This window comes from Castellaniella sp. MT123 (genome assembly GCF_039614765.1).
Taxonomy (GTDB): domain Bacteria; phylum Pseudomonadota; class Gammaproteobacteria; order Burkholderiales; family Burkholderiaceae_B; genus Castellaniella.
In genome coordinates this window covers 587,778-608,380 of record NZ_CP154879.1, presented here as the reverse complement: position 1 = coordinate 608,380, position 20,603 = coordinate 587,778, and the positions used below count along the sequence as shown (strand labels likewise).

The 20,603-nt window shown below is 63.7% G+C and carries 16 protein-coding genes; 2 read left to right on the top strand and 14 right to left on the bottom strand.

Annotation, left to right across the window (positions count from 1 at the left end):
* The first annotated feature begins 237 nt into the window (after nucleotides 1–237).
* Nucleotides 238–1,599, top strand: a complete 1,362-nt coding sequence (locus tag ABCV34_RS02715; protein ID WP_345797723.1) for a dicarboxylate/amino acid:cation symporter — start codon at nucleotides 238–240, stop codon at nucleotides 1,597–1,599.
* Between the two features lie 93 nt (nucleotides 1,600–1,692).
* Here ABCV34_RS02715 and adhP read toward each other — a convergent pair whose 3' ends face one another.
* Both adhP and ABCV34_RS02705 read right to left on the bottom strand, forming a co-directional pair.
* Nucleotides 1,693–2,721 (bottom strand): alcohol dehydrogenase AdhP, encoded by a 1,029-nt coding sequence (gene adhP, locus ABCV34_RS02710; RefSeq protein ID WP_345797722.1) that lies wholly within the window; start codon nucleotides 2,719–2,721, stop codon nucleotides 1,693–1,695.
* A 23-nt stretch (nucleotides 2,722–2,744) separates the two neighbouring features.
* On the bottom strand, nucleotides 2,745–4,271 hold the full coding sequence (locus ABCV34_RS02705) for an aldehyde dehydrogenase family protein (RefSeq protein ID WP_345797721.1): 1,527 nt from the start codon (nucleotides 4,269–4,271) through the stop codon (nucleotides 2,745–2,747).
* A gap of 303 nt (nucleotides 4,272–4,574) precedes the next feature.
* Here ABCV34_RS02705 and ABCV34_RS02700 point away from each other — a divergent pair, with 303 nt between their 5' ends.
* Nucleotides 4,575–6,404: a sigma-54-dependent Fis family transcriptional regulator gene (locus tag ABCV34_RS02700; protein ID WP_345797720.1), complete on the top strand. Its 1,830-nt coding sequence runs from the start codon at nucleotides 4,575–4,577 to the stop codon at nucleotides 6,402–6,404.
* Between the two features lie 123 nt (nucleotides 6,405–6,527).
* Here ABCV34_RS02700 and rpoD read toward each other — a convergent pair whose 3' ends face one another.
* The 12 genes from rpoD to der form a co-directional block, all read right to left on the bottom strand.
* Nucleotides 6,528–8,708, bottom strand: a complete 2,181-nt coding sequence (gene rpoD, locus ABCV34_RS02695) for an RNA polymerase sigma factor RpoD (RefSeq protein WP_345797719.1) — start codon at nucleotides 8,706–8,708, stop codon at nucleotides 6,528–6,530.
* 114 nt (nucleotides 8,709–8,822) lie between these two features.
* Nucleotides 8,823–10,715 carry a DNA primase gene (dnaG, locus tag ABCV34_RS02690; protein WP_345797718.1) on the bottom strand — a complete coding sequence of 631 codons (1,893 nt, stop codon included), beginning with the start codon at nucleotides 10,713–10,715 and terminating at the stop codon, nucleotides 8,823–8,825.
* Nucleotides 10,716–10,928 carry a 30S ribosomal protein S21 gene (rpsU, locus tag ABCV34_RS02685; RefSeq protein ID WP_345797717.1) on the bottom strand — a complete coding sequence of 71 codons (213 nt, stop codon included), beginning with the start codon at nucleotides 10,926–10,928 and terminating at the stop codon, nucleotides 10,716–10,718.
* A gap of 144 nt (nucleotides 10,929–11,072) precedes the next feature.
* On the bottom strand, nucleotides 11,073–11,633 hold the full coding sequence (locus ABCV34_RS02680) for a phosphoribosyltransferase family protein (protein ID WP_345797716.1): 561 nt from the start codon (nucleotides 11,631–11,633) through the stop codon (nucleotides 11,073–11,075).
* Nucleotides 11,634–11,711: 78 nt separating this feature from the next.
* The gene (locus tag ABCV34_RS02675; RefSeq protein WP_345797715.1) at nucleotides 11,712–13,007 is read right to left on the bottom strand and encodes an adenylosuccinate synthase; all 1,296 of its coding nucleotides are present in this window, start codon (nucleotides 13,005–13,007) and stop codon (nucleotides 11,712–11,714) included.
* Nucleotides 13,008–13,063: 56 nt separating this feature from the next.
* Complete coding sequence (locus ABCV34_RS02670; RefSeq protein WP_345798677.1) at nucleotides 13,064–14,230, bottom strand: ATP phosphoribosyltransferase regulatory subunit; 1,167 nt, start codon at nucleotides 14,228–14,230, stop codon at nucleotides 13,064–13,066.
* Between the two features lie 110 nt (nucleotides 14,231–14,340).
* Nucleotides 14,341–15,231, bottom strand: a complete 891-nt coding sequence (hflC, locus tag ABCV34_RS02665) for a protease modulator HflC (RefSeq protein ID WP_345797714.1) — start codon at nucleotides 15,229–15,231, stop codon at nucleotides 14,341–14,343.
* A gap of 9 nt (nucleotides 15,232–15,240) precedes the next feature.
* Nucleotides 15,241–16,557 (bottom strand): FtsH protease activity modulator HflK, encoded by a 1,317-nt coding sequence (gene hflK, locus ABCV34_RS02660; protein ID WP_345797713.1) that lies wholly within the window; start codon nucleotides 16,555–16,557, stop codon nucleotides 15,241–15,243.
* Entirely contained in the window at nucleotides 16,526–17,629 is a 1,104-nt protein-coding gene (gene hflX, locus ABCV34_RS02655; RefSeq protein ID WP_345797712.1) for a GTPase HflX, read from the bottom strand. The genes hflK and hflX overlap by 32 nt, the downstream gene beginning before the upstream one ends.
* 183 nt (nucleotides 17,630–17,812) lie before the next feature.
* Entirely contained in the window at nucleotides 17,813–18,049 is a 237-nt protein-coding gene (gene hfq / locus ABCV34_RS02650) for an RNA chaperone Hfq (RefSeq protein ID WP_043681925.1), read from the bottom strand.
* An 88-nt stretch (nucleotides 18,050–18,137) separates the two neighbouring features.
* Entirely contained in the window at nucleotides 18,138–19,214 is a 1,077-nt protein-coding gene (hisC, locus tag ABCV34_RS02645) for a histidinol-phosphate transaminase (RefSeq protein WP_345797711.1), read from the bottom strand.
* Nucleotides 19,211–20,602 carry a ribosome biogenesis GTPase Der gene (der, locus tag ABCV34_RS02640; RefSeq protein ID WP_345798676.1) on the bottom strand — a complete coding sequence of 464 codons (1,392 nt, stop codon included), beginning with the start codon at nucleotides 20,600–20,602 and terminating at the stop codon, nucleotides 19,211–19,213. The genes hisC and der overlap by 4 nt, the downstream gene beginning before the upstream one ends.
* Nucleotide 20,603: the final 1 nt, after the last annotated feature.

Sequence of the window (20,603 nt, the reverse complement as noted above, 5' to 3'; positions counted from 1 at the left end):
GAGCGGAAATCCGCACACCATGTCCAGCCGAGCATGAATCCAGACATTGGAAAATTGGGAAAACACCTGTCCAATCAAAGCGATACATTTCAGACAGGGAAAGCTGAAAAACTGGCACGCGGTTTGCTTGGAGGAACAGGGAAGGTCTCCGGCAGGAGACCCCTCTTCTTTCACAATAAGGCTGTTTCCGGTGCCATCATCGCACCGCATCCGGCCACCCGTCTGGAGACGCAGACCATGTTCGACATCCAAAGCGGCACGCCGCCCGCAAAGAAGCAGCGCTTCCATCAGATCCTGTATGTGCAGGTCATCTTCGCCATCGTGGTGGGGATTCTGCTCGGCCACTACGCGCCGTCCCTGGGCGAATCGATGAAGCCGCTGGGCGACGGCTTCATCAAGCTGGTCAAGATGATCATTGCGCCAGTCATCTTTTTGACTGTCACCACCGGCATTGCCGCCATGAGCGATCTGAAAAAGGTCGGACGCGTCACCGGCAAGGCCATGCTGTACTTCATGACGTTCTCGACGCTGGCGCTGATCATCGGCATGCTCGTCAGCCACCTGATCCAACCTGGCGCGGGCATGCACATCGACCCGGCGACGCTGGACAAGGGCACCGTGGCGACCTACGTCTCCAAGGCCCATGCGTCCACGATCTCGGGCTTTCTGATGAACATCATCCCCACCACGATATTCAGCCCTTTCGTCAGCGGCGACATTCTGCAAGTCCTGTTCGTGGCAATCCTGTTCGGCATCGCACTGGCCATCATCGGCGAACGCGCGCGTCCCGTGCTTGACCTGCTCACCGCGCTGGCCAGCCCGGTCTTCAAGGTCGTCGAGATCCTGATGAAGGCGGCACCCATCGGCGCCTTCGGTGCCATGGCGTTCACCATCGGCAAGTATGGCATCGAGTCCGTCCTGAACCTGGCCATGCTGGTCGGCACCTTCTACGCCACCGCGGTGCTGTTCGTCGTCGTGGTGCTGGGCGCAGTGGCCCGCTACAACGGATTTTCCATCCTCAAGCTGGTGCGCTACATCCGCGAGGAACTGCTGCTGGTCCTGGGCACGAGCTCCTCGGAAGCCGCGCTGCCCACGTTGATGCAGAAAATGGAACGCGCCGGCTGTTCGAAATCCGTGGTCGGTCTGGTGATCCCCACGGGGTATTCCTTCAATCTGGACGGCACCAACATCTACATGACCATGGCCGCCCTGTTCATCGCCCAGGCCTGCGATATTCCACTCAGCCTGGGTGACCAGATCCTGCTGCTGCTGGTGGCCATGCTCAGCTCCAAGGGCGCGGCCGGCGTGACTGGCGCCGGCTTCATCACGCTGGCAGCCACCCTGTCGGTCGTGCCTTCGGTGCCAGTGGCCGGCATGGCGCTGATCCTGGGTGTGGACCGCTTCATGTCGGAATGCCGCGCACTGACCAACCTGGTGGGCAACGCCACAGCATCGGTCGTGGTCGCCCGATGGGAGGGCGAACTGGACAAGCACCAGCTGGACCTGGCACTGGCGGGCGGCACGGCAACAGCGGATGCCAATGCACTCACTCCGCTGCATCTTGCGCCTGAAACTGAAGTCACACGCGCAGCGGCCTGAACATTGCGCCACGCTGGGCGCCATCTCCGATACATCATCGGAGATGGCGCCCAGACCGCAGCGGTGAGCGCCGTTCTGCGGTCAGACGGGAGGTCACGCCGTCATGTCAAGCACTACGCGTCCGTCGATCCGACCCGCGAGCATCCGCTCGAAAACGCCATTGATATTCTCCAGTGTCTCGGTTGCGACCGTGGCGGCGACCTTGCCAGCGCCAGCGAACTCAAGCGCCTCCTGGAGATCGAGGCGTGTTCCCACAATAGAGCCCCGCACCGTAATGCCATTGAGTACCATATCGAAGATCGGCAAGGGGAAATCCCCCGGTGGCAGACCGTTCAGGGCAATCGTGCCGCCACGCCGCGTCATACCCAGCGCCTGCTCGAAGGCCTTCGGAGAGACAGCGGTCACCAGGACACCATGGGCGCCGCCGATTTCCCGCTTGAGATAGGCAGAGGGATCGACCTTCCTCGCATTAACCAGCACCTCCGCCCCGAGGCGCTGCGCCAGCGCAAGCTTGCCGTCGTCGATATCCACCGCCGCGACATTCAGCCCCATCGCTCTGGCATACTGAACTGCCATGTGCCCCAGGCCTCCGATCCCCGAAACCACCACCCAGTCGCCGGGCTTAGTATCGGTCATTTTTAGCCCCTTGTAGACGGTGACACCGGCACACAGGACTGGAGCAATCTCGACGAAGCCAACATTATCAGGCAGACGTCCGACATAATCCGCCTCGGCGACGGTATAACGGGCAAAACCGCCATTGACCGAATACCCTGTATTTTGCTGAGTCTCGCACAGGGTCTCCCAGCCTCCCAGGCAGTGTTCACAATGCCCACACGCCGAATACAGCCAGGGGACGCCGACGCGGTCCCCCTCCTTCACATGGCGCACACCGGCGCCCAGGCCGACTACATACCCCACACCTTCATGGCCCGGGATAAAGGGGGGCTTGGGTTTGACCGGCCAATCGCCGTGAGCGGCATGCAGATCCGTGTGACAGACCCCTGAAGCTTCGATTTGCACCAGGATTTGTCCAGGACCCGGCCTGGGCACGACAACCTCCTCAATCGTCAGCGGCCTGCCGAACTCACGCACGACGGCGGCTTTCATAGTGGTTTCCATCAGTTCTCCTCCTTTTTTATGGATCAGAAGAATCCCAGGGCATCCGGGCTGTAACTGACCAACAGGCACTTGGTCTGCTGGTAGGCGTTGAGCGCCATCTTGTGCGTTTCACGTCCGATGCCGGACTGCTTATAGCCACCGAATGCCGCATGAGCTGGATACAGGTGATAGCAGTTGGTCCAGACCCGGCCTGCCTGAATCTGACGTCCGACCCGATAGGCTTGCGACCCATCGCGGGTCCAGACGCCGGCGCCCAGCCCGTAGTCCGTATCATTGGCGATGGCCACTGCCTCATCCTCATCTCTGAAGGTCGAGACCGAGGCCACGGGACCGAAGATCTCTTCCTGGAACACCCGCATGCTGTTGTCTCCGAACAGCAGCGTCGGCTTGACGTAATACCCCTGGTCCAGGCCCGCGGCCGGCACATTGCGCGCGCCACCGGTCAAACAACGGGCCCCCTCTTCCCGGCCGATGTCGATGTAGCCCAGGATCTTGTCCATCTGCGCTTTCGACACCTGCGCCCCCAGCATGGTCGCCGCATCCAGCGGATGGCCGGTCTTCATGGCTTCCACCCGCCGGACGGCGCGTTCGATGAAGCGTTCGTAGATGGATTCCTGCACCAGGATGCGCGAGGGGCAGGTGCAGACTTCGCCCTGGTTCAGGGCGAACATGCTCAGGCCCTCCAGCGTCTTGTCGAAGAAGGCATCGTCCTGATCCATGACGTTGGCGAAGAAAATGTTCGGGCTCTTGCCGCCCAGTTCGACCGTGCTGGGAATCAGGCTATCGGCGGCCGCGTGCAGGATGTGCTTGCCGGTCGGCGTCGATCCGGTGAAGGCGATCTTGGCGATCCGCTTGCTGGAGGCCAGCGCCGCGCCGGCCTCCTTGCCAAAGCCGTTGACGATGTTCAGCACACCCGGCGGCAGCAGGTCGCCGATCAGTTCCATCAGCACCAGGATCGATGCGGGCGTCTGCTCGGCTGGCTTGAGTACCACGCAATTGCCCGCCGCCAGCGCCGGGCCAAGCTTCCAGGCCGCCATCAGCAAGGGAAAATTCCAGGGGATGATCTGCCCCACGACACCCATGGGCTCGTGGAAATGATAGGCCACGGTGGTCTTGTCGATTTCCGAGATGCCGCCCTCCTGGGCACGGATGCAGCCGGCGAAATAGCGTAGATGGTCGATGGCCAGCGGCAGATCGGCCGCCATCGTTTCGCGCAGAGGCTTGCCGTTATCGATAGTTTCAGCCACCGCCAGCAGGCGCAGGTTCTGCTCCATGCGGTCGGCCATCCGCAGCAGGATGCCGGCCCGCTCGGCCACCGCCATCTCGCCCCAGGCCTTGCGCGCGGCATGCGCGGCATCCAGCGCTGCCTCCACATCCGCTGCATCGGAACGGGGCACCTCGCAGAACACCTGCCCGGTGATCGGCGACAGATTATCGAAATAGTTGCCGGCAACCGGCGCGACCCAGCGTCCGCCGATGTAATTTTCGTAGTGTTTCTTGTAGGGAAAGCCGATGTCGATGCCAAAATGCTTCAGGTCGGTCATATCCATGTCTGTCTCCTTGGATGGGGCGGTGCCCGGCCGATGCCGGGCTCTGACACGCCGTCACGATGCGTCGTGATGTGTCATTCAAAGCAAGCATCGTGCCAACCTAGTGCCCTGGTGACCGAACTAACCAGACAACACACTAGGCCATCAGGGTGGTTTTCAAAGGCGCCGCATCGATGGCATACTGCCTGAAAGCTGCTTTAAAAACAGGGATTTGTCGCATTTTGCGACAGTCGATACGGCATCTTGCGACACCCCTGGCGCACCGTGCGCCACCAGGGTCGCGTTTCCGGACGGAGACACCCCATGCAGAACCCACCGCCACTGGCCCTGGCCCCCGGAACACGGGCCGCCCCCCGCATCCATCAGTCCTGGGCGCGCTGCGCCAGCCTGGATCCCGTCCTGCTGGCCGATCCGAACCCGCTGCCGCGCGCCGACCTGAACATCCGGCTCGAAACGCACCGGATCCTGCTGCAATGGGCCGAGCCCAGTCTCTGCGCACTGGGTGCTCTGGCCGATTCGACCCGCGGTGTCGTCGTGCTGGCCGACTCCAGCGGTCTCATCCTCCGGGAATACGGCAATCGTAGCTTTCTGGACAAGGCGCACCGTGTCGCGCTGCAACCCGGCGTCAGCTGGGCCGAACCTCAGCGGGGCACCAACGCCATCGGCACCGCCCTGCACGACGGCCGCGCTGTGCGCGTCCATGGCGCGGAACACTTCCTGGCCTGCAACAGCATCCTGAGCTGCCACGCCGCGCCCATCTTCTCGCCTACGGGCGAAATCCTGGGTATCCTGGACCTGTCCGGCCCGGCCGACGACATGCGGGGCCACTCGCTGACCCTGGTTCAGCGCATGGCGCGGGGCATCGCTGATCGGATCCTGGACGAGAGCCCCCTGCGCCGGCTCGATTTCCGTCTGGGCCAGGGGCCGGACGACGACTCCAGCCACGCCATCCTGCTGCTGGACGACGACGCCCGCATTGCCGGGGCCAACGATGCCGCCCTGCAGGCACTGGACACCGACTGGCGCCTCATCGGCACACCCTGCGCGCAATGGATAGACGGACCGCTGCACACCCGCGACGCGCCTCTGCGCCGCCACGACGGTCGCCCCATGACGGGCCGCCTGGCGCATCCTCCGCGCGTGTCGCCACGGCAGGCACCGGTTCCCGCAGTCCCGCCGCCGGCGGCCCTCCGCGTCCTGCCCGACCCCGACACGGTCAGCATCCCTCTGCTGGACCAAGCCATCCGCGCGCTGGACGCGGGCCTGGCCGTACTGCTGCAGGGCGAAACCGGCACCGGCAAGGAAGTCCTGGCGCACCATATCCATGCCGGCGGCGCCTGGCGCGCCGGGCCCTTCGTGGCCATCAATTGCGCCGCGCTGCCCGAGCACCTGATCGAATCCGAACTGTTCGGCTACGAACCCGGCGCCTTCACCGGCGCGCGACGCGAAGGGGCGCGCGGCCTGCTGCGCCAGGCGCACCGCGGCGTCCTGTTCCTGGACGAGATCGGCGACATGCCCCTGACACTGCAAACCCGGCTGCTGCGAGTCCTGCAGGAACGCGAGGTCCAACCCCTGGGATCGGACAAGCGAATCCCCCTGGAATTCGGCCTGATCAGCGCCAGCCACCAGAATCTCGAATCGCTGGTGGCCCAGGGGCGGTTCCGCGCCGATCTGTACTACCGGCTGCAGGACATGCCGCTTGCCCTGCCGCCCCTGCGCAACCGGCCTGATCTGGCGACGTTCATCCGGGATGCCTACCGGGAACTCGGGGGATGCCTGTCCGCGGACGCGATCGCCACGCTGGCCGGATATACCTGGCCCGGCAACTACCGCGAGCTGCTCAGCGTCCTGAGGCGGTTGCGCTGCCAGCATCCGGATCGGGAACCCGTCGCAGCCGACGGGCTGCTCCCGGGAACGGCGCGGGCGGATCCCGCCGTGCCCGTCCCGGCGCAAGCAGGCCTCGACATCGTGGCTGCGCCGGCGGCAGCGGCCGGTGATCGCGCCGCCAGCCTGCGCACACTGGAGCGCCAGGCCATCGAGCAGGCATTGCTGGCCTGCCAAGGCAACGTCAGCCGGGCGGCCCGCCGCCTTGGCATTCACCGCAGTACGTTGCACCGGAAACTGAACGGCTGACGCGTGCACGAAGCGCACGGCAGACGATGGGCCGCGTGAACCCAGGGCGATCATCCAGGCCCGTAGACGTCACGGAAATGGACAGGCCGCCCGAAGGCGGCCCGTCCCTGCATCACACCAGGATCACTGGCCTTCCAGAAAGCTCTTGAGCTTGTCGGCGCGGCTGGGATGGCGCAGCTTGCGCAGCGCCTTGGCCTCGATCTGGCGAATGCGCTCGCGCGTGACGTCGAACTGCTTGCCGACTTCTTCCAGCGTCTGGTCGGTGCTCATCTCGATACCGAACCGCATGCGCAGGACCTTGGCTTCGCGCGGGGTGAGCGAATCCAGGACTTCCTTGACCACATCGCGCATGGACCCGTGCAGTGCGGAATCCGACGGTGAAACCGTGGCATTGTCCTCGATGAAATCACCCAGGTGGGAATCGTCATCGTCGCCGATGGGCGTTTCCATCGAGATCGGTTCCTTGGCGATCTTGAGGATCTTGCGGACCTTGTCCTCGGGCATGTCCATCTTTTGCGCCAAGGTGGCGGGATCCGGCTCGGAACCCGTTTCCTGCAGGATCTGGCGGTTGATCCGGTTCATCTTGTTGATCGTCTCGATCATGTGCACCGGAATGCGGATGGTGCGCGCCTGATCGGCAATCGAACGGGTGATGGCTTGGCGGATCCACCAGGTCGCGTAGGTCGAGAATTTATACCCGCGACGATATTCGAATTTGTCCACGGCCTTCATCAGGCCGATGTTGCCTTCCTGGATCAGATCCAGGAACTGCAGGCCGCGATTGGTGTACTTTTTCGCGATGGAAATCACCAGCCGCAGATTGGCCTCGGTCATCTCGCGCTTGGCCTTGCGGGCCTTGGCTTCGCCCGTGGCCATGCGCTTGTTGACGTCTTTCAGGTCCTTCAGGGGCAACACCACACTGCGCTGCAGCTCGATGAGCTTCTGCTGCACTTCCTGGATGGCCGGTTCGTGGCGCGACAGGGTTTCCGAATACGCGTAACCGGCCGCGACTTCGTGCGCGACCCAGTCCAGATCCGTTTCATTGCCCGGGAAGGCCTTGATGAAGTGCGCGCGCGGCATGCCCGCGCGATTGACGCAGATCGCCATCGCGGCGCGCTCGTGGGTGCGGACTTCGGCCACCTGGGCACGCAAGGCGTCGGCCAACCGCTCGACCATCTTGGCGGTGAAGCGCACGCCCATCAATTCGGAGTGGATGGCTTCTCGCGCCTCGGTGTAGGCGGGCGACTTGTAGCCGTCGGTCTCGAAGGCCACCCGCATCTTGTCGAACCAGGACTCGACGAGGTCGAATTTCTTCAGGGCCTTGGTGCGCAGGTATTCGAGCTGCTTGCTGCTCATGCCGCCAGCCGGACCGTCGTCATCATCCGAGGACACCCCGGAGCCGGCGTATTCCTCGCCTTCGTCGTCGATCAGACCATCGACCACTTCGTCAATCTGCGCCGACCCGTCGCGTACGCGACGGATGTGCTCCAGGATCTCGTTGACTGTGGTCGGGCAGGCGGCAATGGCCATGACCATATGCTTCAGGCCGTCCTCGATCCGCTTGGCGATCTCGATCTCGCCTTCGCGAGTCAGCAGTTCCACCGTGCCCATTTCACGCATGTACATGCGCACCGGATCGGTGGTGCGGCCAAAATCGGAATCGACCGTGGTCAGCGCAGCCTCGGCCTCGTCCTCGACGTCGTCGTCGCTGGCGGCCGTGGGCACGTTGTCGCTCATCAACAGCGTTTCGGCATCGGGCGCCTGGTCGTAGACCGAGATGCCCATATCGCTGAAGGTGCTGATGATGCCGTCGATGGCTTCGGCGTCCACCAGATCGTCCGGCAGATGGTCGTTGATTTCGCCATAGGTCAGGTAGCCGCGATCCTTGCCGAGCTTAATCAGGATTTTCAGGCGGTTGCGCCGGGCTTCCTGTTCCTCGGGGGTCATCTGGCTACGCGACGGACTTTCCTTCTCGCCCTTGGCGCGCTTGCCACCGCGCTTGGGCAACGGCTTCAGATCGGGGATGACCTCGCCGCCGTCGCTGTCGTCATCGACGAAATCCGCGCCGTCGTTGTTGGCGTTCTTGGCCGGCCGCCCGGGTTTGCGCCCCCCGGCGACCTTGGGCGCGCGCGCTTCACCCGCCTTCTTGGCCACTTTCTTGACCGTTGTCGCCGCTATGGACTCAGCGGCTGCCGTCACACTGCCGGCCTTGACCACGGATTCGAGCTCGGCGCTCTGAGCCTTGGTTTTTTTGGCAGCCGTTTTCTTGGCTACGGCAGATGTCTTGCCAGTTCCTTGGGTCATGTGCTCAGTTCCGTTTCCGTTCCGTTGTCCGTTCCGTTGCCCGTCCCGCCGCCGTTCAGCCGATACGTTCAACTTATTGAAAACCATATAGTTTACTTCACCTGACAGGAAGATTCATCCTGCCCCGGCCTTCAGCCGGGCCAGCTGCCGGCTCAAGTCCTGATACCGGCGGCGCTGGGTCTCGCTGTCGATTCCCGCGTCGATCAGTCGATCGCACTGTTCCTGCACCGCCTGCAGTTCGATATGTCGCAAGGCATCCCGCCACTCGGCTTCGGGATCCGGCAATTCCTGCATCATGACCTCGGTCGAGAGATCACGGATCGCCTGGGCCAGGTCCGAACCGGGTTCCGCCGCCTCGAGCAGCGCACCGGCGTGCCGGCCACCGCAGGCGCAGGCCAGTCCAATCAGTTCCCTGACCAAGATCAGATGGGGATGATGCGCCAATAATTCAAGCTGCTGATCGCCCAGGCCGTCAACCAGCGCCGGATGTGCCAGCAGCAAACGCAACAGCCGTCGTGCCAGCGGGGTGACCGTGCGTGCCCCACCGCGCCGTCCGCGCCGCGAGCCGCTCGGGGAAACGGTGCTGGCTTCGCTTGGCGCGTGTCCCGACCCATCGGCCAGCCAGGGCGGCTCGTCGGATGCGGGTGCCCTGGGCTTCGAGCCGACGGATGCGCCCGGAGGCTGCGTCCCCGGCGTCCCCGACGGCGCCACAACCGGGCCCGCACTCAACATCCGGCTGAGTTCATCGGGCGTCAACCTCACCTGCTGCGCAAATTCCCGCTCGACCTGCAGGCGAAATCCACCGTCGGGCATCTGTGCAAACAGCGGCCGGGCTTCGTGCACGCACGCAGCCCGGCCTTCCGCCTCGCGCAGATCGTGGCGCGTGCCCAGTTCTTCGAGCAGGAAACGCGACAGGGGCAAGGCCTCGTCCAGATACGCACGCAGAGCCTGGACGCCGTAGGCCCGCACATAGGAATCCGGATCCTGCCCTTCGGGCAGAAACAGGAAGCGCATGGACACGTCCTCGGCCACCCAGGGCAGGCAAGCCTGCAGGGCGCGCCAGGCGGCCTTGCGCCCCGCGCCATCCCCATCGAAACTGAAGATGATCCGGTCGCTGGCCCGGCACAGTTTCTGGATGTGCGTGGCGGTCGTCGAAGTGCCCAGCGTCGCCACGGCATTGCCCAGCCCGAACTGCGCCAGCGCCACCACATCCATATAGCCTTCGACCACCAGGACGCAGCCTTCGGCCCGGATGCCCGCCCGCGCCTCGTGCAGCCCGTAGAGCTCATTGCCCTTGGAAAAGAGGCTGGTTTCCGGCGAATTCAGGTATTTGGGCTCACCGGGCTCGATCAGCCGCCCGCCAAAACCGATCAGTTGACCGCGGCCGTCGTGAATCGGAAACATGACCCGGCCGCGAAAGCGGTCGTGCCGCCGCCCGTCCTCGGATTCGACGACAAGCCCGGACTCGATGAGCGAGGGATCCTCGTAGTGTTCGAACACACTCGCCAGGCCCCGGCGATCCGCGCCAGCCCAGCCCAGCCCATAGCGCGCAGCGATCTCGCCACTCAGGCCGCGTTTTTTCAGGTAGGCGATGGCCTGCGGCGCTTGCTTGAGCGCCGCACGGTAATGGGCTTGGGCCTGCCGCAGAATGTCCCGCTGACGGGAGCCCTCTTCGCGGCGCTCGCGCTCGGCGGCCCGCTGACGCGGGCTGCGCGGCTCTTCGGGGACGGTCATGCCGACGCTGGCGGCCAACGAGCGCACCGCCTCGGGAAACGGGGCGCCGGTATGCTCGGTCAGGAAGTGGATCGCGCTGCCATGGGCACCACAGCCGAAGCAATGATAGAACTGTTTGGTGGGGCTGACCGTGAAGGACGGCGTCTTTTCAGTGTGAAAAGGGCACAAACCCAGCAGGTTTGCGCCCCCTTTGCGCAGCTGAACATACCGACCGACTACGTCGACGATATCGACGCGCGCAAGCAGTTCCTGGATGAAGGATTCAGGAATCAATCAATAGAGTCGCGGCGGCAGTTGCTGGCTGCGGATGCGCTTGTAGTGGCGCTTCACGGCGGCAGCACGCTTGCGCTTACGTTCCGCGGTGGGCTTTTCGTAGAATTCGCGCGAGCGCAGTTCAGTCAGAAGCCCGGTCTTTTCGATGGTGCGCTTGAAGCGCCGCAGGGCGGCCTCGAAGGGCTCGTTTTCTTTGAGGCGGACAATCGTCATGTAAATCCTTGAAAGCCTGTAAAAATCATGGGTGTCGGCGAAAACGCTTCTGATCGGCACACTTGGCCGGTGCACCCACGGTTGGGTTAAAGAATATCCTGATGGACAGCAGATGATTCTATCACGAATCAGGGCACTAAACCATCACTTCGAGTCTGGATATGCGGTACGAACGCCCTTGCGGATCCAGGATTCCAGCTGATGCGGACGCAGGCTGTCATAGTCCTCGAAGGGCTGGTGGATCCAGGGGTTGGTGGGCAGCTGCTGGGCGTAATAGTCGGGGCAGACCTGGGCATGACCCTTCCACCATAGGACGGCGGTACGCAATTCGGAAATATCCGGAAACTGCCGCACCAGATGGTCCCGCACGCGGGTGAAGGTCAGCCCGGTGTCGACCATGTCATCGACCAGCAGCACCCGGCCGTCGAGTGTGCCGCGTGTGATGGTGATGAACTGGGCGATGTCCATCTGCCCCTGCACGGTGCCGGCGGCCTCGCGGTAGCTGCTGGTGGCCAGGATTCCGAGCGGCACGTCGAAAATGCGCGACAGCACGTCGCCCACACGCACGCCACCGCGCGCCAGACAAAGGATCTTGTCGAAGGCCCACCCGGATTCGTGCACCTGCAGCGCCAGATGCTCGATCAGCGCGTGGTACTGTTCCCAGCTCACCCAGAGATCGCGGTCGGTGCTCTGCGGGATGCTCATGTCGTGTTCCTGTCGTCTTCGAATGAATTGAAATCAAAAAACCGCAAGGCGACTTGCGGTTTTCGGTGCCAGACCGGATCAGCCCTGGAATGGGTGACGCAGCACGATGGTCTCCAGTCGGTCGGGACCGGTCGAGACCATATCGATCGGCACGTCGCAGACCTCGGCGATGCGTTCCAGATAGCGCCGTGCGTTGATCGGCAGCTTGTCGTATTCGGTGATGCCCACCGTGGATTCGGACCAGCCGGCCATTTCCTCGAGCACGGGCTCGGCTTCGGCGGCGGCGTGCGCACCATAGGGCAGCACATCCAGGAACTGACCCTTGTAGCGATAACCCACGCCGATCTTGATCTGCTCGACTCCGTCGAGAACGTCGAGCTTGGTGATGCACAGCCCCGTCAGGCCATTGATCATGACCGAGCGCTTCATGGCCGCGCCATCGAACCATCCGCAGCGGCGCGGACGACCCGTGACGGAACCGAATTCCTTGCCGACCGTGGCCAGGCGCAGACCGGTGTCATCGAGCAGTTCTGTGGGGAACGGCCCGGACCCTACCCGCGTGGTGTAGGCCTTCGCGATACCCAGCACATAATCCAGCGCCTGGGGGCCCACGCCCGTGCCGGCCGCAGCCGCACCGGCGACACAATTGCTGCTGGTCACGAACGGATACGTGCCATGATCGATATCCAGCAAGGTACCCTGCGCACCCTCGAACAGCAGGTTGTGGCCGGCTTTGCGGGCGATATGGATGTTGCTGGACACATCGGCCACCATGGGCTCGATTTGCGGCGCCAGCGCCATGACCTGATCGCGCACCTGATTCGCATCCACGGCCTTCGCCCCCAGGTACTGGGTCAGCACGAAGTTGTGGTAATCGAGCACTTCGGCGAGTTTTTCGTCGAAGACGGCGGGATCGTAAAGATCCTGGATGCGCAGTGCGCGGCGGGCGACTTTGTCCTCGTAGGCCGGGCCGATGCCGCGGCCCGTGGTGCCGATCTTGCCCTCGCCCTTGCGCGCCTCGCGCGCCTGATCCAGGGCAATGTGGTAGGGCAGGATCAGCGGGCAGGCCGACGAAATCTGCAGGCGCGAACGCACGTCCAGCCCGGCCGCTTCGAGTTCGGCGATTTCGCCGAGCAACGCCTCTGGCGAGATCACCACGCCGTTGCCGATATAGCAGGTCACGTGCGGATGCATGATCCCCGAGGGAATCAGCCGCAGGATGGTCTTGCGGCCATTGATCCACAGTGTGTGGCCCGCATTGTGCCCACCCTGGAAGCGCACCACGCCCTGGGCGGACTCGGCGAGCCAATCCACGATTTTGCCCTTGCCTTCGTCACCCCACTGGGTGCCGATCACGACGATGTTCTTGCTCATAAGCCTTGCATGCGGCGGCACTATGCCACCATGGAAACGAATAAGTTTATACCATCTTAACGAATGGCAACCGTTCGCAGCACCCAGCCACTGTCGGCCGATACCAGTTCCTGATCCACCCGGAACTCGTCGAACTGCTGCGGTTCGCCAGGAAGACTCTGGATGACGATATGCCCCTGGGAGCGTAGCGTGCCGATGGCCTGAGCCAGCGCGGGATCATCGGACCAGGGTGCCCGGATCGCCTGAGCGGGCTGGGCATCGGGCAGGCCGGCGGACAGTTTGCGCAGATCCAGGCTGAAGCCGGTGGCCGGCCGTGCGCGCCCGAACTTGCGGCCGATGCCATCGTAACGGCCGCCGCGCACCAGGGCATCATGCCAGCCAGCGGCATAGATCGAAAACACCACTCCCGAGTGATAGCCGTAATTGCCACCCATGTCGGCCAGGTCGATGGCGATGGGGGCATCGGGCAAGGCCGTACAGAGCGTGCGCAGGGCATCCAGTGCCGCATGCACCGCAGGCAGGTCGGGCAGGCACTGGCGGGCCCGATCGACGACCGACAGATCCCCGTACAGAGTTGTCAGCGCCCGCAAGGCCTGCAGGCTTTCGGGTTGCGCCTGGGATTCCGCACACAGCGCCTCGAGCCCGGGTGCGTCCTTGGCACTGAGTAGGTCGAACACCGTATCGGCAACCTCGGCAAGCGCCGGGTCCGCATCCACCAAAGCGCGCCCCACCCCCGGATGATTCAGGTCCAGGCGCGGCTGCAGCACACCTGCGCGCCGCACGGATTCCAGTGCCAGGTGCACGCTCTCGATATCCGCCTGAACGCCCGCGTGGCCGAAGATCTCGGCGCCGATCTGCAGGAGCTCGCGATCCGACATGAGGCCGGAAGGCCGGGCATGCACGACGGGCCCACAGTAGCACAGCCGCGTCACCCCTGGCCGATTGAGCAGGTGCGCGTCGATACGCGAAACCTGCACTGTTATGTCCGCACGCACACCCATGGTCAGACCCGAGAGCTGATCGACCAGTTTGCAGGTGCGCAGACGCAGCGCTTCGTCCTTGGCGGGCATCAGCGAGTCGAGATACTCGACCATGGGCGGAGCCACCAGCTCGAAGCCGTAGGTCCGGTACAGGTCGAGCAGTTCACGCCGCAATTCCTCGATGCGGCGCGCTTCAGCGGGCAGGATGTCCGACAGATTTTCCGGCAGCAGCCAGTTCGACATCATGTTCTGTTCATTCCAAAATCAGCCAAAAAAAAACGACCTGGCTCCTTCTCGTAGGCGGGTTGGTTGATCCGCGCGGCATACGAGTGGCCAGGCCGTCCGCCTGGGCGTCAGCGCGACGCCGGCTTGGTACTACCCTTTGCGCGATCCCAGTACTGGAAGAAATCCGAACCGGGACTCAGCACCAACGTGCTGTTTTGCCCGGAGAACGCCGAGCGATAGGCATCCAGGCTCTTGTAGAAACTGTAGAACTCAGGGTCCTTGCCGTAGGATTTGGCATAGATGGCCGCCGCGGTGGCGTCACCCTCGCCACGCTTGGCCTGGGATTCGGCATAGGCCTTGGCCAGGATCTCCTGGCGTTTGCGGTCGGCCTCGGCGCGAATCCGCTCGCCATCAGCCGCGCCGCCGGCGCGCAGGCGGTTGGCTTCCTGCTTGCGCTCGGCTTCCATGCGGCGATAGACCGAGTCGGAAATCTCTGGCGTGAAATCGATGCGGCGCAGGCGGACATCGACCACATCGACCCCCAATGGCTTGGCACGCTGGGCGACGGCCGACAGGACTTCCTTCATGATGGTGTCGCGGTCACTGGACACCACCTGCTTGACGGTGCGCACGTTCACCGCCGCATTCAGGGCATCCCGGATCTGCGCCTGCAGGCGCTCGACCGCCGCGCCGCTGTTGGCGCCGAAGGTCACGTAATACAGCCGGGGATCGGCGATCCGCCATTTGACGAAGGAATCGATCAGCAGGTTTTTCTTTTCGGCCGTCTGGATGCGCTCGGGATCCCGGGTCTCGATGGTCTGCAGGCGCTTGTCCAGATAGACCACATTTTCGAAGGGTGGCGGATACTTGAAATACAAGCCCGGCTGCGTGATCGTCTCGCGGACCTCGCCCAGGGCGAACAGCAGCGCGGCATCCCGTTCCCGCACGATAAACATGCTGGAGGACAGGATCGCCACGAGCAGGACCAGACCGACCAGGGCAGGAAAAAAACGTTGCATCATCGGCTCCTAGTTCGAATACGGGCTGGTCATCAGAGAATCCAGGCCGGACGGAACGCCCCGCGACGCCGGGCTGCCGGACTGTGGCGCCGGTTTCCTGGTCGTCTGGGCCGCACCGGCCGCGCCAGCCGCCGAGGTACTCGACGAGGAGCCGGACGAGACCGCCGACGAACCCCCGGGAGCGGTCGTGCGGGCCGCCTGATGCATGATCTTGTCCAGAGGCAGATACAGCATGTTGCTGCTGGAAGGCACGTCGACCATGACCTTGGCGGAATCACTGAGGATGTTCTGCATCGTCTCCAGGTACATGCGTTCGCGCGTGATCGCCGGCGCCTTGGTGTATTCGGTCACGACACTGTCGAAACGCGACGTGTCACCCTGCGCCTGCCCGATGACCTTGGCACTGTAACCCTCGGCCTCCTGGACCATGCGGGCGGACTGGCCTTCGGCCTCGGGGATCACCTGGCTGGCATACGCATTGCCTTCGTTGATCTGGCGCTCGCGGTCCTGCCCGGCCTTCACCGCGTCATCGAAGGCGGCCTGCACCTGCTCGGGCGGCTGCACGTTCTGGATGGCAACGGTCGAAATCTGGATGCCGGTCTCGTAGCGGTCAAGAATGCTTTGCGCCAGCGTGTGGACCTCGGAGGCGACCTCGGTGCGCCCCGAATACAGGACGAAATCCATGGGCTTGCGGCCCACGATCTCGCGCATGGCGGTTTCCGCCGCCTGGCGCACGGATTCATCGGGCTGACTGGTGTTGAACAGATAGGCGGGCGCGCCATCGGCGCGCAGACGGTACTGAACGACGAACTGCACGTCGACGATGTTCTCGTCGTTGGTCAGCATCAGGGATTCAGGCAGGACCTTGTTGCGCGAGGATCCGCGGAAACCGACTTCGAAGGTACGCAGCTGTGCAATGTTCACATCCTGCGAGGCCTCGATGGGATACGGCATGCGCCATTGCAGACCTGGCGTGAGCGTGCGGGTGTATTTGCCGAATCGCGTCACGACACCCACCTGGCCTTCCTGGACAACCATGAAGCCGCTGGCCAGCCACAACAGGATCGCCGCAATGATGACGAGCATGATAAAGCGCGGCGAAGGCCCCGGCAGAGTCGGCAGACCGCCGCCCGAGGGGAGGCGCGGCCCACGACCGCCACGTTTGCCGAACAGACCCGTCAGCCGCTTGTTGAAATCACGCCAGACCTCGTCCAGATCGGGTGGACCGCCGGACGGATTGGGTTTATTGGCGGGATCGTTGTCCTGATTTTGCTGACCGCGCCCCCAGCCCGGATCATTCAGGTTGAACAGTTTCATTCCGCGCATCGTTTCCCGTTAGCCCCCCAAATTCAGCGATCGACTGTCGCAAACCGTCCAAGCCACTGCGTTTCAGCGCACTGACAAAGACTCGCGCAATCGTACCATGTTCATTTCTTTCGACCCGGGGATCATATCCAGCCATGTCGATTTTGTTATAGACGCGGATCTGCGGAATCTCGTCCGCGCCGATGTCCCGCAGAACCTTGTTGACCTCGAAGGCCTGCTCGTCGCGCTGCGGGCTGGCCGCATCGACGACGTGCAACAGCAGGTCGGCATGCACGGTTTCTTCCAGGGTGGCACGAAAGGCCGCGATCAGCATCGGCGGCAAGGCCCGGATGAAGCCCACCGTATCGGATACGACCACCTGCCCCGCCCCCTCGATCCAGACCCGACGTGTCGTCGTATCCAGCGTTGCAAACAGCTGATTGGCCGCGTAGGCGTCGGCCCGGGTCAGGGCGTTGAACAGGGTCGATTTGCCGGCATTGGTGTACCCGACCAGCGACACCGACAAGGTCTGTCCCCGCACCCGCGCGCGACGCTGTGTCAGGCGCTGGCGCTGCAGCCGATCCAGGCGCTCGCGCAGCGCCCGGACCCGCACGCCGATCAGGCGCCGGTCGGTTTCCAGCTGGGATTCGCCGGGGCCCCGTACCCCAATCCCGCCACGCTGACGTTCGAGGTGGGTCCACAAGCGGGTGAGGCGCGTGGACAAATGCTGCAGTTGCGCCAGTTCGACCTGCAGCTTGCCCTCGTGGCTTTTGGCACGCAGGGCGAAGATATCCAGGATGAGCGCGACGCGGTCCACGACGCGGACCTCGAACTGGCGCTCGAGATTACGCTGCTGGGCGGGGCTGAGAGGCTGATCGAACAGCACGACCTCCGCTCCGGTGGCCTTGACCAGCGCGGCGGCCTCTTCGATCTTGCCGGAGCCGATGAAACCCGCCGCATCCGGGCGACTACGGCGCGCCGTCAGGACTTCGACGATATCCGCGCCGGCCCCGCTGGCCAGCATCAGGAATTCCTCGGCATGCGCTGTGTAGTCGGGTTCGCCGAGATCGACGCTGATGACCAGGGATTTCATATAAGCCCCCACGCTGCGCAGGCTGGCGCCCGCTTGCTGCCCCCCAAGGGGGCCCTTTGGGGCTTGGGGCGGCCCGGCGCCCCAAAGAGATCCAACCTCGTGGCGCTAGCCGGCGCGTAAAAACGAATGCCCGCCGATGCGGGGGGCATGGCGGGCGAGAATGGATCCGGGCTGAAAGCGGATTTATTCAGCAGAGTCGTCCACCTGGAAGGAAACCGGCCGGGCCGGCACCACCGTCGAGATGGCATGCTTGTAGACCATCTGCGTGACTGTGTTGCGCAGCAACACGACATATTGGTCGAAGGATTCGACCTGGCCCTGCAGTTTGATCCCGTTGACCAGGTAGATCGAGACGGGCACGTGGTCCTTGCGCAATGCATTCAGGAACGGGTCTTGGAGAATTTGCCCTTTGTTGCTCATGGACGAGGCTCCGGTTATTGAAGTTATGGTGGGTGGTTATTTTAATGCGAATCATGCACTGCAGCACGAGGCCGCCAGCCTGAGTCGCTCAGGTGGAAAGAACGGTCTTCAGCGTATCACAGAGCCGGGCGCACTGCTCTGGTGTGCCTACTGTGATGCGCAAATACTGGTCGATGCGCGGTGCCTGGAAATGCCGCACCAGGATGCCCTGGTCGCGCAGGCGCTGCGCAATGACGGTGGCATCTTCGCTGCGATGACGGGCGAAGACGAAATTTGCCTGAGATGGCAGCACCGTGAAGCCCAGCACCCGCAAGTTCTGTGCCAGATGATCTCGGGCGCCGATGACCGCCCGCCGGGTACGGTCGAACCAGGCTTCGTCTTCGATCGACGCCTGGGCGCCGGCCATGGCAATCCGGTCCAGCGGATAGGAATTGAAGCTGTCCTTCACCCGCAGCAACCCGTCGATCAGTTCCGACGAGGCCAGCGCGTAACCGACGCGCAGGCCGGCCAGCGAGCGGGATTTCGACAGGGTATGCACCACCATCAGATTCGGAAAGCGGCCGATCAGCGAGGCAGCCGACTCGGCGCCGAAATCGACGTAGGCTTCGTCGACCACCACGGCGCAGTCCGGCCGGGCCTCGGCAATGGCCGCGATGGCGTCCAGCCCGAGCGCGCAACCCGTCGGGGCATTGGGATTGGCAAAGATGACGCCAGCCGGTTCCTGGTCAACGGGACCCGTGTAGTCTTCGACGCGCAGGGTGAAATCGTCAGCAAGCGGAATCAGCCGGTGCGGCACGTCGTAGAAACGGCAATAGGTCCGGTAGAAACTGTAGGTGACATCAGGCAGCCACAAGGCACGATCACCGCGCCGGAACAGGGCGTTGAAGATATGCGCCAGCACCTCGTCGGAGCCGTTGCCCAGAAACACCTGGTCGGCCGCCAGACGATAGCGTTTGGCAATCGCCTGACGCAGCGCCTGCGCCTTGTAGTCCGGATAGAGGCGCAGGTCATCGTCCAGCATCGCCCGCATGGCCTCGATGGCCTTGGGCGATGGCCCGTACGGATTCTCGTTGGTATTGAGCTTGAGCAGGTTCGGGATCCGCGCCTGCTCGCCGGGGACGTAGGGGGTCAGCCCAGCGATGTGATCGCTCCAGAGCGTGCTCACGGATTGGCGTCCTTCAGATAGGGATTGTGCGAGGATTTGAACTCGATGCTCAACGGCGTGCCTGCCAGATTGAATGCCTCGCGGAACTGATTTTCCAGATAGCGCCGATAGGAATCGGGGACATCATCCAGGGCATTGCCATGGATGATGATGCGCGGCGGATTCTGCCCGCCCTGGTGGGCATACCGCATCTTGGGCCGGAAGATACCCTTGCGCGGCGGCGGTTGCTGCTCGATGGCCGCCTGCAGGGTGCGTGTGAGTTTGGGTGTGGACAGCTTGGCGAAGGCCGCCGCATGGGCGGCCTCGACGGCTTTGAGCACCGGCCCGACGCCCTGCCCCTTCAGGGCCGACAGATGCAGGACCCGCGCAAAGGACAGAAAACGCAGCTTGCGCTCGTATTCGCGCTGCACCCATTCGCGCTGTTCGCTATCCACCGCGTCCCACTTGTTCAGCCCCACGACCAAGGCGCGCCCCGCCTCTGTGGCGAAACCGGCGATGTGCGCATCCTGGTCCGAAATGCCTGCCTGCGCATCGATCAGCAGCAGCACCACGTTGGATGCCTCGATCGCCTGCAGCGTCTTGATGACAGAAAATTTCTCGACAGTTTCGAAGACCTTGCCGCGCCGGCGCAGCCCCGCCGTGTCGATCAGGGTATAGCGGCGACCGTTGCGTTCGAATTCGATTTCGATCGCATCCCGCGTCGTGCCGGGCAAATCGTACGCGATGACGCGTTCTTCACCCACCAGCGTGTTGATGAGCGTGGACTTGCCAACGTTCGGGCGCCCTGCGATAGCCAGCTTGATCCGGTGATCAGGCACATCGGCCTCATCTTCGGCTTCCTCGGTGATTGCAAGCGGATCCGCGTCCAGCGAGTGGCTCGGCTCGGGAACCAGCAGCGGACCCAGGGCCTCGTCCACCAGCGCCGACACACCGTCGCCATGCGCGGCGGATATGGGGTGCGGATCGCCCAGCCCCAGTTCATAAAACTGGGCCAGATCGGCGTGGTGACGCATGCCCTCGGCCTTGTTGACGGCCAGCAGGACGCGCTGACCGGCCTTGCGCAACAGCCGGGCGATCTCATGGTCGTGGGCGTTGATGCCCTCGCGGCCATCCACCAGAAACAGCACGACGTCCGCCTCGGCGATCGCCTGCGCGGTCTGGCGCGCCATCTCGACCAGGATGCCCTGGGTCGCCACCGGTTCGAACCCGCCGGTATCCACGACGATGAAGGGATGATCGCCCATTCGCCCTTCGCCGTAGTGCCGATCGCGGGTCAAGCCCGAGATGTTGGCCACCAGCGCCGCGCGCGACCGCGTCAGCCGGTTGAACAGGGTCGATTTGCCGACGTTGGTGCGCCCGACCAGGACCACCACCGGCTTGAAATGCAGT

What these genes read in the sequence shown, in the direction of transcription:
- hfq (WP_043681925.1), bottom strand. Translation starts at nt 18,049, where the DNA reads ATGAGCAACAAAGGGCAAATTCTCCAAGACCCGTTCCTGAATGCATTG.
- ABCV34_RS02715 (WP_345797723.1), top strand. Translation starts at nt 238, where the DNA reads ATGTTCGACATCCAAAGCGGCACGCCGCCCGCAAAGAAGCAGCGCTTC.
- hflK (WP_345797713.1), bottom strand. Translation starts at nt 16,557, where the DNA reads ATGCGCGGAATGAAACTGTTCAACCTGAATGATCCGGGCTGGGGGCGC.
- ABCV34_RS02675 (WP_345797715.1), bottom strand. Translation starts at nt 13,007, where the DNA reads ATGAGCAAGAACATCGTCGTGATCGGCACCCAGTGGGGTGACGAAGGC.
- adhP (WP_345797722.1), bottom strand. Translation starts at nt 2,721, where the DNA reads ATGGAAACCACTATGAAAGCCGCCGTCGTGCGTGAGTTCGGCAGGCCG.
- hflX (WP_345797712.1), bottom strand. Translation starts at nt 17,629, where the DNA reads ATGAAATCCCTGGTCATCAGCGTCGATCTCGGCGAACCCGACTACACA.
- ABCV34_RS02680 (WP_345797716.1), bottom strand. Translation starts at nt 11,633, where the DNA reads ATGAGCATCCCGCAGAGCACCGACCGCGATCTCTGGGTGAGCTGGGAA.
- rpsU (WP_345797717.1), bottom strand. Translation starts at nt 10,928, where the DNA reads ATGACGATTGTCCGCCTCAAAGAAAACGAGCCCTTCGAGGCCGCCCTG.
- ABCV34_RS02700 (WP_345797720.1), top strand. Translation starts at nt 4,575, where the DNA reads ATGCAGAACCCACCGCCACTGGCCCTGGCCCCCGGAACACGGGCCGCC.
- rpoD (WP_345797719.1), bottom strand. Translation starts at nt 8,708, where the DNA reads ATGACCCAAGGAACTGGCAAGACATCTGCCGTAGCCAAGAAAACGGCT.
- ABCV34_RS02670 (WP_345798677.1), bottom strand. Translation starts at nt 14,230, where the DNA reads ATGTCGAACTGGCTGCTGCCGGAAAATCTGTCGGACATCCTGCCCGCT.
- hflC (WP_345797714.1), bottom strand. Translation starts at nt 15,231, where the DNA reads ATGCAACGTTTTTTTCCTGCCCTGGTCGGTCTGGTCCTGCTCGTGGCG.
- ABCV34_RS02705 (WP_345797721.1), bottom strand. Translation starts at nt 4,271, where the DNA reads ATGGATATGACCGACCTGAAGCATTTTGGCATCGACATCGGCTTTCCC.